Annotated in this window: 14 protein-coding genes; 12 read left to right on the forward strand and 2 right to left on the reverse strand. The window is 46.0% G+C overall.

The genetic code is table 11. From position 1 onward, the window contains the following. The first annotated feature begins 42 nt into the window (after positions 1-42). The 11 genes from tsf (at position 43) to ftsZ (ending at position 11,844) form a co-directional block, all read left to right on the forward strand. The gene (gene tsf, locus FEN17_RS25195; RefSeq protein WP_138368180.1) at positions 43-879 is read left to right on the forward strand and encodes a translation elongation factor Ts; all 837 of its coding nucleotides are present in this window, start codon (positions 43-45) and stop codon (positions 877-879) included. A gap of 134 nt (positions 880-1,013) precedes the next feature. Then, positions 1,014-1,604: an RNA polymerase sigma factor gene (locus FEN17_RS25200; RefSeq protein ID WP_138368181.1), complete on the forward strand. Its 591-nt coding sequence runs from the start codon at positions 1,014-1,016 to the stop codon at positions 1,602-1,604. Between the two features lie 107 nt (positions 1,605-1,711). Then, entirely contained in the window at positions 1,712-2,641 is a 930-nt protein-coding gene (locus tag FEN17_RS25205; RefSeq protein WP_138368182.1) for a DUF3078 domain-containing protein, read from the forward strand. Positions 2,642-2,668: 27 nt separating this feature from the next. Then, the gene (gene mscL / locus FEN17_RS25210) at positions 2,669-2,995 is read left to right on the forward strand and encodes a large-conductance mechanosensitive channel protein MscL (RefSeq protein WP_138368183.1); all 327 of its coding nucleotides are present in this window, start codon (positions 2,669-2,671) and stop codon (positions 2,993-2,995) included. A gap of 152 nt (positions 2,996-3,147) precedes the next feature. Continuing rightward, complete coding sequence (murD, locus tag FEN17_RS25215; RefSeq protein WP_229208991.1) at positions 3,148-4,494, forward strand: UDP-N-acetylmuramoyl-L-alanine--D-glutamate ligase; 1,347 nt, start codon at positions 3,148-3,150, stop codon at positions 4,492-4,494. A gap of 15 nt (positions 4,495-4,509) precedes the next feature. Further along, a complete protein-coding gene (locus FEN17_RS25220) occupies positions 4,510-5,673 on the forward strand; it encodes an FtsW/RodA/SpoVE family cell cycle protein (protein ID WP_229208992.1) in 1,164 nt (387 codons plus the stop codon). Between the two features lies 1 nt (position 5,674). Further along, entirely contained in the window at positions 5,675-6,772 is a 1,098-nt protein-coding gene (murG, locus tag FEN17_RS25225; RefSeq protein WP_138368185.1) for an undecaprenyldiphospho-muramoylpentapeptide beta-N-acetylglucosaminyltransferase, read from the forward strand. Between the two features lie 11 nt (positions 6,773-6,783). Next, the gene (gene murC, locus FEN17_RS25230; RefSeq protein ID WP_138368186.1) at positions 6,784-8,187 is read left to right on the forward strand and encodes a UDP-N-acetylmuramate--L-alanine ligase; all 1,404 of its coding nucleotides are present in this window, start codon (positions 6,784-6,786) and stop codon (positions 8,185-8,187) included. A gap of 25 nt (positions 8,188-8,212) precedes the next feature. After that, positions 8,213-8,989 carry a cell division protein FtsQ/DivIB gene (locus FEN17_RS25235; protein WP_138368187.1) on the forward strand — a complete coding sequence of 259 codons (777 nt, stop codon included), beginning with the start codon at positions 8,213-8,215 and terminating at the stop codon, positions 8,987-8,989. A gap of 15 nt (positions 8,990-9,004) precedes the next feature. Further along, on the forward strand, positions 9,005-10,360 hold the full coding sequence (gene ftsA, locus FEN17_RS25240; RefSeq protein ID WP_138368188.1) for a cell division protein FtsA: 1,356 nt from the start codon (positions 9,005-9,007) through the stop codon (positions 10,358-10,360). 41 nt (positions 10,361-10,401) lie between these two features. After that, on the forward strand, positions 10,402-11,844 hold the full coding sequence (ftsZ, locus tag FEN17_RS25245; RefSeq protein WP_138368189.1) for a cell division protein FtsZ: 1,443 nt from the start codon (positions 10,402-10,404) through the stop codon (positions 11,842-11,844). Between the two features lie 49 nt (positions 11,845-11,893). Here ftsZ and FEN17_RS25250 read toward each other — a convergent pair whose 3' ends face one another. Beyond that, positions 11,894-12,436: an NADPH-dependent FMN reductase gene (locus FEN17_RS25250; RefSeq protein ID WP_138368190.1), complete on the reverse strand. Its 543-nt coding sequence runs from the start codon at positions 12,434-12,436 to the stop codon at positions 11,894-11,896. Next, positions 12,436-12,585, reverse strand: coding sequence for a hypothetical protein (locus FEN17_RS27370; RefSeq protein WP_171038002.1), 150 nt, complete (start codon positions 12,583-12,585; stop codon positions 12,436-12,438). Before FEN17_RS27370 ends, FEN17_RS25250 begins: the two co-directional genes overlap by 1 nt. Before the next feature lie 104 nt (positions 12,586-12,689). On the opposite strand from FEN17_RS27370, the gene accD reads away from it, so the two are divergent. Continuing rightward, positions 12,690-13,532: an acetyl-CoA carboxylase, carboxyltransferase subunit beta gene (gene accD / locus FEN17_RS25255; protein WP_138368191.1), complete on the forward strand. Its 843-nt coding sequence runs from the start codon at positions 12,690-12,692 to the stop codon at positions 13,530-13,532. The last annotated feature ends 1 nt before the right edge of the window (position 13,533 follow it).

Raw genomic sequence — 13,533 nt, forward strand, 5'->3', positions numbered from 1 at the left:
CTATCATTTTTTAAGGACCATTCATTTCATTTAAATAAAATCATGGCAATTACCGCACAAGATGTAAACAAACTCCGCCAAATGACTGGCGCGGGCATGATGGATTGTAAAAAAGCGCTTCAGGAGGCTGACGGCGACTTCGAACAAGCTGTTGATATTCTTCGCAAACAAGGACAGAAAGTAGCTGCGAAACGCGCTGATAACGCAGTTTCGGAAGGAACAGTACTGGTGAAAATCAGCGCTGACGGAACAAATGGTAAACTGGTAGCACTGGCTTGCGAAACTGAGCCGGTTTCCAATGTAGAAGATTTTAAAAACCTTGCTCAGAGCATTCTCGACAAAGCTGTTGCCGATGATATCGCTGACAAGGATGCTTTGCTGGCTGCTACGCTCGAAGACGGTCGTCCGGTGAGCGAGCACATCGTTGATTTGGTAGGTAAATTGGGAGAGAAACTGGAAATCACTTCTTACGAAAATGTAACGGCTGACCAGGTTGTTCCTTACATTCACTCAAATGGTAAACTGGGCGTTCTGGTAGCATTTGATGGCGTAAACGGAACCGATGTAAACGAGTTGGGTAAAGATGTGGCGATGCAGATCGCTGCAATGAAGCCGATCGCTCTGGATAAAGACGGTGTAGATTCAGCGACTGTTGAGCGTGAAATTGAAGTGGGTAAAGAGCAGGCGAGAGCAGAAGGCAAGCCAGAAGCAATGTTAGAAAAAATTGCGCAGGGTAAGCTTCAAAAATTCTACAAAGACAACACCTTGTTGAACCAGGAGTTTGTAAAAGATTCTTCTTTGACCATCCGTCAGCTTTTGGAAAAAACGGCCAAAGGCTTAACAGTGAAGTCCTTTAAGCGTATAGCAATCGGAGGATAGTAAATTCCGTAATAAATTAATATCGACAACGCCTGGTATCTATTTGTATACCAGGCGTTGTTTTTTAATATTTACAAGAAATTAATTCACCCTTTTCTTTTTTTACCACACTATCAGTGATATTCCAGCGAAGAATGACTGACCAAACAGCCCACACTTTTATAGTGTCGCACACTGCATCTGACGAAGAATTAGTAAGACTTTTTATAGAAACAGGTGACAACAGGCATTTCGAAAAACTTTACGAGCGCTACGCTTATAAAGTGTACAAAAAGTGCCGGACTCTGACCGGGGATTCTTCCAAAGCCGAAGACATTACCCAGGATGTTTTTCTGAAACTGATGTTCAAAATGAACACATTCAAGAAAGGCGCCAAATTCTCAACGTGGCTTTTCACCATCACCCACAACCATTGCCGGGACCTTGTCCGGATTAGTAAAAGGCGCGTCGTGCTCGTTAACGAAGCAGGTGCCGACCTGGTGGACGAATCGGATCTACACAATATTTTCGGGACGGACGAAATCGATACCGGAAAATTCAAGATAGCTATCACGCAACTCAGCCTGGAAGAAAAGGCGATTATTTATCTTAAATATCTGGAAAATAAGACAATACGCGACATTGCAGATATTTTTGATACCACAGAATCGGCCGTGAAAATGCGGCTGATGCGGTCGCGGGAAAAGCTCAGGAAGCAATATCTTCACATGATTCTCTTCGGGTGATCCTTCGAAGTGTTTAAAAAAATGCTTTACTTTAAGTCCTCTCTCTTTCATCAGATTCATATTTTAGCCTGAAGACGTCATGATCCGATACACTAAAACTGTTGAAAATGAGAGACTTACTACTTAGAATCTCTACATTACTCTGCGCTTTTATTCTTCTGCCAGGTAGCTACGCATTTTCCCAAAATGTTGATCTGTCCAATTCCCTCAATGCCGGCCGGCTCAAAACCGCCAACGATACCACCTGGAAAAAGATCGAGTTCGGTGCGAACCTGAACCAGGGATCATTCAGCTCCAACTGGACGGGCGGCGGGGTAAATTCTGTTGCGTTAGGCTTGTTTTTCAATGCATTAAATGAAAAAAGGAGAGGCAAAAATTCCTGGCGAAACGATTTTCAATCACAATATGGCGTTGTCAGAAATAAGGGGCAGCAAAGCAGAAAGAATGTTGACCGGATATTTTTTGATACCAAATACAACCGTGAGCTGACCGCAAAGTGGAGCCTTTTTGCCAATGTTAACTTCCTGTCGCAGTTCAGTCCCGGATTTAAATATTCTTCCAATGCCGATACTGCGGTGATCAAGGACAAAGTTTCCGGATTTTTGTCGCCTGCATATCTTACCGAAGCAATCGGTATTGAGTATCGGCCGGCACCTTACTTCTTTGTAGATCTGGCGCCTGGTGCGCTCCGTCAGACGATTGTGATCGATACGGATTTGTATGTTAACACACCCGACCAAAAAAATTACGGCGTGCCGATCGGTAAGAAGGTGCGGACGGAGGCAGCATTGATACAGGTAGTGGCCAATTTTGACAAGGATATCGCCAAGAATGTTAACCTGAAATTCAGATACCTGATGTATTCCAGCTTTAAACATCCGCTGAACATTGACAACCGTCTGGATGCCCAGTTGACTGCGAAAATCAACAAATATGTAAATGTGAATCTGGGCGCGATCGTGGTGTATGATCAGGACCAGAGCAATGAGATACAATTCGCTCAGGGCCTGAGCATCGGGTTTTTATATTCTCTTTAACGTTCGTTCAACTAACCTCAACTTGTTATGCTACAGGAATTTAAAACCTTTATCGCCCAGGGTAATGTGCTCGACCTGGCAGTCGGTGTTGTCATTGGTGCCGCATTTGGAAAGATCACAACTTCTCTCGTGGAAGACATTATTAACCCAATCCTCGGTCTGCTGATCGGTGGCGTGGACTTTACGCAGCTCAAAATTGTCCTCAAAGAAGCAGTCGGAAAAACGCCGGAAGTGGCTGTGAAATATGGTAATTTTATCCAGGTACTGATCCAGTTTATCATCATTGCCTGGGTGATTTTCATGATCGTCAAGCTGGCTAACAGATTGAGAATTTCGGAATCGCTTAAGAAATAAAAAGTAAGATTGAAGACTAATTTTGCAGCGGAGGCATCTTCAAAATGCCTCCGTTTTTATTACGTTTAATTAAATCCGAAGTCCGCAAAATTTTCTTCAAAAGATTTACCTTCGTAGTCTGCGTAGGTTGTTCCACGTTTAACTCAGAATTTGTGCAAAAAAAGGTCGTTATCCTGGGCGGCGGGGAAAGTGGTGCTGGGGCTGCTATTCTTGCTCAATCCAAAGGTTTTTCTGTTTTTCTATCTGACAAAGGTCAAATTCATCAGAAATATATTGATGTCCTGGTCGCGGAAAACATCCCTTACGAGCAGGGCCAGCATACCGAAGATTCCATCCTGGACGCCGATCTGGTTGTAAAAAGTCCGGGTATCCCGGATACTGTTCCGCTGATTGTGAAGCTGCGCGAAAAAGGCGTGGAAGTGATCTCGGAAATAGAATTTGCCTCGCGGTATACTCAGGCCAAATTAATCGCCATCACAGGTAGCAACGGAAAAACGACCACGACGCTGCTAACTTACCACATTCTTAAAACCGCTGGCTTGAATGTTGGTCTGGCCGGAAATATCGGCGACAGCTTTGCCTTGCAGGTTGCTGAGAATCGGTTCGATTATTATGTATTGGAAATCAGTAGTTTCCAGCTCGACAACATTGTCAGTTTCCATCCCAACATTTCAGTTATCCTAAACATTACCCCCGATCACCTCGATCGTTACGGGTATGATTTCCAGAATTATATTGATTCAAAATTCAACATTATCCGTAACCAGACTTCGGAGGATCATCTGATCTATTTTGAAGAAAGTGAAGTAATTCAAATGGAATTAGCCAAAAGAAAACCGGCGGTAAGTTTGTCGGGCATTTCGTTGGAAATCACATTGCAGCAGGGCGCATACCTCTCAAACGGTGTGCTAACCGCAGACATTCAGGACCGTTTTTTTGAAATACCATTTGATGAGCTACCTATCAAGGGGCCGCATAATGCCATCAATGCGCTGGCGGCGATTTCGGTTGCGAAGTTGCTGGACATTGAGAATGATAAAATCGTAGCAGGTTTAAAATCCTTTACAAACGCGCCTCACCGCCTGGAAGAAGTAGAAGTAATTGGGGGTGTCACTTATATTAACGATTCCAAAGCTACCAATGTTGATTCGGTGTTTTACGCGCTGGGAAGTTTCGACAAACCGGTGATTTTGATTGCAGGCGGCGTCGATAAAGGCAATGATTACAGTCAGATTGAAGAGCTCGTACGAAATAAAGTGAAGGGGTTGGTTGTTTTAAGTAAAGATGCGGACAAGCTGCAAAGCTATTTTTCAAGCATTGTTCCGCAGATATACATTACCCAGGATGTCCAGGATGCAGTTAATAAGGGAAAAGAGTGGGGCTTAGTGGGCGACATTGTGTTGCTGTCGCCAGCCTGCGCGAGTTTCGATTTGTTTAAAAACTACGAAGATCGCGGCGAAAAATTCAAGGCGGCTGTCAGAAATCTAGTTAATCCTTAATTATCAATATTGCCCGTGGATATCAACACCGATTTCTTGCAAAAGTCGAAGGACACCCAGGCATGGTTTGCCAAAAGTCTTAAAGGTGATCCCTGGATCTGGGGGATTTGCATAATCATGCTGCTCTGGAGCATTGTGGTGGTGTACAGCGCCAGTGTGAAGGACGCGTACAGCCAGATGGACGGGAACACGGAATACTATCTGTACAAACACGTGATGCTTTGTGCGGTTTCGCTGGTTGTCATGTTTTTCGTGCACCGAATCCCTTATATCAAATTCGTGTATGTGACGCGGCTGGCGGTTTGGAGCTCGATCGTGCTGCTGATTTTTACCATGTTTTTCGGTACGTCGGTGAATGATGCGGCGAGGTGGATCGAGATACCGGTGATCGGGCAGCGTTTTCAGCCTTCGGAGTGGGCCAAAGTGGCTTTGATCGCGCATTTATCCCTCATTTTGGCACGGCACATCAAAGGCGGCTGGAATACCCGGGAGCTTTTTATGGAGCCGCTTTCGCTGGTCGGCGTGGTTTGCGGGCTTATTTTTACAAGTAATGTTTCTACCGCGGTCATGCTGGCGGGTATTTGTTTTCTGCTGATGTTCGTCGGAAAAGTGCCGATACATTATCTGCTTTTTACAGCATTGGGCCTCGTATTTTTTGCTACGATCGCCATTTTGCTCAACTCTACACAAAGGGCCGGAACTGCTCAGAACCGTATCTCCGCTTTTTTTGATAAAGACGTGGTGGTGTACCAGTCACAACAATCCTACATGGCAATGGCGCGGGGCGGATTGTATGGTGAAGGTGTGGCGAAAAGCCGGCAAAGAAGGTTTTTGCCGGAGCCTCAGAAAGATTTTATTTTTGCCGTGGCCGTGGAAGAATACGGAACATTGGGCGGTACCATACTGATTGTTTTTTACCTGATCCTGCTTTACAGGGGATTAAAAGCCATCGAAGCTACCAAGCGACCTTTCGGCGGGCTGCTGTCTGCCGGACTTACCTTTGTGGTGGTCAGCCAGGCATTTTCGGCGATGGCGGTGACGGTAGGGCTGGTGCCGGTGACGGGGCAGACATTGCCATTTTTTAGTCAGGGAGGAACTTCGCTGATCTTTACGGGCATTGCCATGGGCATGATCCTGAGTGTAAGCCGCGGCGAAATTGCTGAAGAGAAACGCATTTGAAATGGCAAAAAGAGTAATTATCAGTGGCGGAGGTACCGGCGGGCACATTTATCCTGCCATCGCCATTGCCAATGCGCTGCAACAGAAAGAGCCTGATCTGGAAGTGTTGTTTGTAGGTGCTTTGGGTAAAATGGAAATGGAGAAAGTGCCGCGTGCCGGATATAACATCGTGGGTTTGCCGATTGTAGGGATAAAAAGAGAGCTTTCGCTGGATAATCTGGCGTTTCCTTTTAAACTCGCAAACAGTCTTTTGAAGGCAAAAAAAGTTGTGAAAGATTTTGCGCCCGACATTGCGGTAGGTGTGGGCGGTTTTGCCAGCGGGCCTTTGTTAATGATGGCTTCTCTGGCTGGAATTCCGACATTGATCCAGGAACAAAATTCCTACGCAGGGATTACCAATAAGTTGCTGGCGAAAAAAGCAGGCAAAATATGTGTAGCATATCCCGGCATGGAAGCATTTTTTCCCGCTGAAAAACTGGCACTGCTCGGCAACCCGGTAAGGAGCGACATTGTGGATGTTTCGGCTAAAAGCAAAGAAGCGATCGTGGAGTTCGGGCTTGATCCCGAACGAAAAACATTGTTCGTGATGGGGGGAAGTCTGGGGGCACGGTCGATTAATGAAAGTATTGATGCGGGTCTGGAGAAACTGATTGCGGCTGGTTATCAGGTACTCTGGCAAACCGGGAAAAGCTACATTGCCACGGCGCAAGCCAGCATTGCAAAACTCGGTACGAAGCAGGTAAAAGCGTTTGAATTTATTTACACGATGGACCTGGCGTATGCGATTGCCGACGTGGTGGTTTCCAGGGCTGGCGCGCTGTCGGTTTCGGAGCTTTGCCTGGCAGCCAAGCCTTCGATATTGGTGCCTTACCCAGCGGCTTCGGAAGATCATCAGACAAAAAATGCGCAGACACTGGTAAAACAGGATGCGGCGTGGATGATCAAAGATTCGGCAGCGGGGCAGGATTTGGTAACAAAAGCACTCGAATTGCTGGGCGATCTGGCGGAACAGGAAAATTTGAAATTTAATATCAGGAAACTGGCAAAACCGACGGCCGCGAGTGATATCGCAGATGAAGTTTTGAAATTAATCAAGTAAAATCTCAGCGTATGTCATCTTCCATGACGGATTGGAAATACATTTATTTCGTAGGAATCGGCGGTATCGGCATGAGCGCTTTGGCGCGCTGGTTTAAGGCAAATGGTTTTCAGGTAGCGGGTTATGACAAGACAATGACGCCGCTCGTGCAAAAGTTGACGGAAGAGGACATTGAGGTAACCCTGGAAGATTCCATCGAAAGTATTCCCGCAGCATTTATTGAGGATCCACAGCAGACGCTGATCATTTATACGCCGGCAGTTCCGGTGCAGCATAAGCAGATGAATTATTTCCGGGACCAGAATTTCCTGATCCTGAAACGCTCGCAGGTACTGGGTTTGCTGACAAGAAATTTGAGGACGATAGGTGTCGCCGGGACGCATGGAAAGACTACTACTTCGTCTCTGGTAGCGCACATTCTGAAACATGCGAATGTAAACAGCACCGCTTTCCTGGGTGGGATTACGCAAAATTATGGCACCAATCTGCTCTTAAACGAGCCGTCAGAAAAGCTGGAAGAGGTTTTCTGCGTGGTTGAGGCAGATGAATTTGACCGCTCATTTCTGACACTTTTTCCTGAAATAGCTATCGTCACTTCCACGGATGCCGATCATTTGGATATCTACGGCGAGCACGAGGCAGTGTTGCAATCTTTTCGTGAATATGTGGGCCAGATAGACGATGAGGGTGCATTGTTTATGAAAGATGGACTTGAAATTGCGAATAGTACCAAGGCAAAAGTGTATACCTATTCGTTAAAAAGCGGCGACTATCATTCTGCCAACATTCACATTAAAAATGCGCGTTTTGTGTTTGATCTGGTGTATCCGGACGGTGTGATTTCGAACATTGCGATGAAGATCCCGGGTTATCACAACATTGAAAATTCGATCGCGGCGAGCGCAGTGGCATTGTACATTGGCATTTCACCAGAAAATATTAAGGAAGCGCTGGAAAGTTACCGGGGTGTAAAAAGGCGTTTTGAATACCAGGTGGAGGAAGAGGGAAATGTGTACATCGACGATTACGCACACCACCCGGCCGAGATTGAGGCTTTTCTGACTTCTGTGAAAGGACTTTACCCGGGAAGGCACGTGACGACGATCTTCCAGCCGCACCTTTTCAGTCGTACCCGAGATTTTGCAGACGGTTTTGCAGAGAGCCTTTCACTGGCAGACCGGCTTTTTTTGCTGGAAATTTACCCGGCCAGAGAGCTCCCGATCGAAGGTGTGAACTCGGAAATGCTTTTGGAAAAGGTAACAATTGCAGACAAGCAGCTGGTCTCTAAAGAGAATGTACTGAACATTTTAAGGGAGCTGGACACGGATATTGTGGTGACAATCGGGGCAGGCGACATTGATACTTTGGTGTTGCCGATGCGCGATTTGCTCAGGAATTCATTTGCTAATAATTAGTAAAAGCATTTTTAATATTACTAAGATGTTACGTAAATTTGGTTATTCATGGCTTTTGTTGAAACGAAGTTTATGGCTGATCCTGCCGATAGCCGGAATAGGAATGGCCGAAAGCAGGCTTGGGACGCAACGCTGTAACGATCTTGTCATAACCATTGAAGGTGACTCGGGCGCACGTTTTCTAAACCAGATGGACGTCCGCATGCTGCTGACAGAAAATGGGGGAGATCCGCTGCTTGGGAACAGGCTCAAAGACGTTGCTTTGAATGATCTCGAAAACAGGATCAGGAGAAACAAGCTCATCAAAAAATGCCAGGTTTATCGTGACCTCAGAGGTAATATAGTTGTAGAAGTAGAACAGGAGAGACCACTTGCGCGCTGGATAGGGACTTCGAGAAATGGGGAAACGCAAAGTACAGCGGGACACTATATTAATGACGAGGGCGTTTTTTTTCCTCTATCAGAAAGTTATTCAGCAAGAACGTTATTGGTTTCCGGGTCATTTTTTAATGATTCGAAAAAGATGCAGACTACCGAAGGATTGTCTACGAGGGAATTGCTTCAATTTCTGAATACCGATCCTTTCTGGAAGGCGCAGGTAGCACAAGTGGACGCAGACAAAGAAGGCGAAATACATTTGCTAACTGTTTTAGGAGACCAGCGCATTGAGTTTGGCACGGCAGAAGATTACCAGTCTAAGTTCAAGAAGCTGCGTGTGTTTTACGATAAGGTGTTAAGTCAGGATTGGAGTAGGTTTAAGCGGATTAGCGTTAAGTTTCAGGATCAAATAGTTTGTGAATAATAATTCACCATCAGCATGGCACACGATAAAATTGTAGTTGGAGTAGATATAGGTAGTACCAAGATTGCGGTGGTTGCAGCGCAGGGGACCTCTTCGGGATCTCGCCAGAACAACATTGAGATATTGGGGTTCAGTGAAATTCCGATGCCTTCCGGGGCGGTTGTGAATGGATCTGTTGAAAATATCAAACAGGTTGGCGGCGCGATCCGGGAAGCTTTGCAGGAAACCTCAACACGCTCCGATCTGGATATTGGCGTCGTGAATGTTAGTTTCAGCGGCTCGCATGTGAAGGTAAGTTCCCAGAGCGACGGCGTGATCAGGCAGTCCGCTTCTTCCGGTGAAGAAGTTACTCAAAGAGATGTCGATCAGCTTGTTGACGATATGTACAGAGCCTGGATTGAGCCGAATTTCGAGGTGCTGCACGTGCTTCCGATGGAATTTGTAGTAGATAATTCAATGGGCGTCCGTGAACCGGTTGGACGTACGGGCATTAAGCTGGGCGGTAATTTCTTAATCGTTTCAGCAGATAATCAATCGATTCTCCGCACCAAAAAAAGCCTTGCCGACGCAGACCAGAATTTGCGTTGTGATAAAATGGTTTTCGGCCCGCTTGCTACTGGCCTGGCGGTTTTGACAGATAATGAAAGAAAAGCGGGTATCGCCCTGGTCGATATCGGCGACCATACAACGGATCTGGTGATTTACCACGACCGGATCATCCGTCACATTGCCACATTTCCGATCGGCGGGCGGCACATTACCAGCGATCTTGCGATTGGCTGCGGGATTCAATATGAAAATGCGGAGCAGCTGAAAAGAACATTCGGCTCAGCATTGTCTTCCGAGGTTCCACTCAACATTGAAATTCTGGTGAACTTTCTGACGGGAAGAGCACCTAAGCCTGTTTTGAAGAAAAACGTTGCATTGATCATTGAAGCGAGATTGAAAGAGATCGCGGCGATGGTGTATGCCGAAATTATTGAATCGGGTTATCTGGATAAATTAATCGGCGGAATGGTCCTGACAGGCGGCTCTGCCAACATTGAAGACATTGAAGCTTTGTTCGAAAAAGTGACTGACATGTCGGTGCGCGTAGGATATCCAGAGAATCTGGAAAGAACAGCGAAGGCAGAAGCAGTGAGCAATTCTTCTTACAGCACGGCAATCGGTCTCGCAATCGCGGGTTTCCGGTCCATCGACTCTCGGGTGAAATCGGTTTGTAAACCTGCTACGGCAGCGGCTACTACCACTGTAATCCAGCGCGAAAAACCGAAAGAACCGAAGGAGCAGCCCATCAAAAAGACGCCTACATTTTGGGATAGTTTTAACAGTATCATTGGTAAGAAAGACGACAGTTTGGGAGACTATTAAAAGCTCACAGCAGAAGTTACACAAACTCAACCCCGGGAATTATGAACACAAGCTTGTTGCAATCTTTAGACCAGGATTACATTGTAAATGAGATAGTAAAGGACCAGCCACATGGCGGCAGGGAAGGTGAGCCTGCGATCATTAAAGTCATTGGCGTGGGCGGTGGCGGCAGTAATGCTGTCAATTATATGTTTGAAAATAAGATTACAGACGTAGAATTTGCTGTTTGTAACACCGACAGACAGTCTCTTGCTAAAAGTCCGGTGCCGGTGAAAATCCAACTTGGCGCTACCTTAACCCAGGGGTTGGGAGCAGGTACGGATGCTGTGAAAGGTAAGGAAGCTGCACTGGAAACGATTGAAGAGATTAAGGGTTTGCTGGGCGGTTCAACGCAAATGGTTTTTATCACCGCTGGTATGGGTGGTGGTACCGGAACCGGAGCAGCGCCGGTAATCGCGCAGCTTGCACGGGAAATGGGGAAACTGACCGTAGCCGTAGTGACGGCCCCTTATACCTGGGAAGGACTTGATAAAAAAGAGCAGGCGCTGGAAGGTATTGAGCAGCTGAAAAAATATTGCGATACGGTTCTAGTGGTCTTGAATGATAAGCTGGAAGAACTTTTTGAAGATATGACCATCACGCAGGCTTTTGCCCAGGCGGATGGCATTTTGCTGAATGCAGTAAAAAGTATTTCTGAAATCATTACCACCAGCGGTAACATTAACACGGATTTCAAAGACGTAGAAAAAGTATTGAAAGGTGCCGGTCAATCAGTGATGGGTACTTCTGAGTCGACGGGTTCTGATCGGGCGCAGACTGCTATCAAGGAAGCACTGGACTCACCGCTGCTGAATGACCGCGATATCAGAGGTGCAAAACGTATCCTGGTAACCCTTGCCACAAGCAAGAAGAAAGAGGCGACGATGAAAGAGCAGCGCGAGATTTGGAGTTACGTACTTTCACAAGTGGGAGGCGAAGCCCGAATGTTCAAGCTGGGAACGATCACCGATGAATCTTTGAGCGACAAACTGCGGGTAACCATTGTTGCGGCAGGTTTTGATAGCGTGGAGTCGCCCATCCCGGGAACGAAACTAAACCGCTCTTTTGAAGTAAAAGCAGAAGATCCCTACGTTACAGGCAACTTCATGCAGACAATCCCTGAGCCGGAAGTTTTGAGAGAACTGGAAATGACGTCGGAACTGGAAGAAGCTACGCCAACTGGCCATGCAGACATTGTTCTGGAAGATGAACCTGTTGTTACTAGTGGATTTGAGAAGCTGAACAACACATTGACGGAGTCGGAAGATAACAGGGACTGGGCGGATGAGGAATCGGAGCGGATTGGGATTATGGTAAATGCTTTCAGGGATAAGCAGGTAAAAATGGCTGATCTGGAAGGGCCGGCTTACCGACGCAGCCGGGTAGAGCTTTGGAAAAAGCCGACAATGCCCGCCACGGAAATGGAACAACATTGGTTGAGATAAAAACGAAAAAAGGGAGCAGATGCTCCCTTTTTTCGTTTTGAGGCAATCACTAAAAGTGAATGATCTGCCCAGCCTGGATTTCCAGTAATTCTTTATATAAAGTATTCGAAATCACGTTTTCGCGGTAATGTGAGCGTATCTGTCCCAGTTTCACCCGCAATGCTAATGTATTCATACCCAGGTAACTGAATACATCATTTAAATGGCTTAAAGCGATGGCAGCACCCTGCATGTTGGAAGAAAGTCCCACCAAAGCTGCTTTTTTATTCGCGAAGCTATTCGGGTAAGGCAGGCCATCAATAAATGCTTTCAGCACGCCGGGATAAGAACCATTATATTCCGGGACGATAAATACAAACTTATCAGTCTGTTCGAGCAGCGATTTCAGGTTGTTAAATTCTTCGTTTTTGCCGGTATTTTCATACAATGCGGAAACCGTAAAATCGTGCGGCAGATTCACAAGATCGAGAATAATGCTGGATGCCTGGTGCTGGGTGAGGATTTCCTGGTAATATTCGGCTATTCGTCGCGACATGGAATTGGGACGGTTTGTACCAACTATAATCACGATCGGAGAAGTGTCTTTGGTCATTAATTTGTGAGGATAACTTGTACCTGGCGTCCGGCCGGGTTGAAATTGAATTGTTTTAGTAACAATTTATCGTCAAAATTGTTCAAATGGCAGGAGCTGGTCGGGATAAAAGCGGTGGCACAATGTATCCGGCATGCGCTGGTTTTCATGATACCGAACATTTATTGTTATATTTGATGCTCTTATTCATCATGGAAACGAGATAATTACTTAACGTTCAAGTCTTTATCAAGATATTAACCCACATAAAAATATGTCCTGGTTTATTCGGAAAGAGAAAGGTATCAATACGCCGACGGAAATGAAGCGCGAAGCGCCTGACGGTTTATGGTATCAGTGTCCAAATTGCAAGAAAATTAGTCCTACCAGGGAACATAAGCAGAATGCATTCACTTGCCCACACTGCAACTACCATGAAAAAGTGGGTTCAGATGTTTATTTTGACCTGCTTTTTGATGATAATGAATTTATAGAGCTGGACGAAAATCTGACTTCCGGAGATCCTCTTCATTTTGTTGATACAAAGGCATATCCCGACCGTATTAAATCAACGATGGCCAAAACCGGATTGAAAGATGCGGTACGGACAGGTCATGGAAAAATGAATGAGCTGGACCTGGTGATTGCTTGTATGGATTTCAATTTCATCGGCGGTTCGATGGGTTCGGTTGTCGGTGAAAAAATCGCGCGCGCAATTACTTACGCCATCGAGCATAAAATTCCTTTCCTGATGATTTCCAAATCGGGTGGTGCGCGAATGATGGAAGCGGGATTTTCATTAATGCAGATGGCGAAAACTTCTGCCCGCCTGGCGCAGCTGTCAGAGGCTAAACTTCCGTACATATCATTACTGACGGACCCAACCACGGGTGGTGTTACGGCTTCTTTCGCGATGTTGGGCGATTTCAACATTTCGGAGCCCGAAGCGTTGATCGGATTTGCAGGCCCGCGGGTAATCCGTGAAACAATTGGAAAGGATTTGCCAAAAGGTTTTCAGAGTGCGGAATTCGTTTTGGAACATGGCTTCCTCGATTTTATTGTTGACAGAAAAGACCTGAAAGATAAATTAACAAGTCTGCTCACCATGCTTCGCTGAT

The organism is Dyadobacter luticola, from assembly GCF_005860805.1.
Classification (GTDB): Bacteria; Bacteroidota; Bacteroidia; order Cytophagales; family Spirosomataceae; genus Dyadobacter; species Dyadobacter luticola.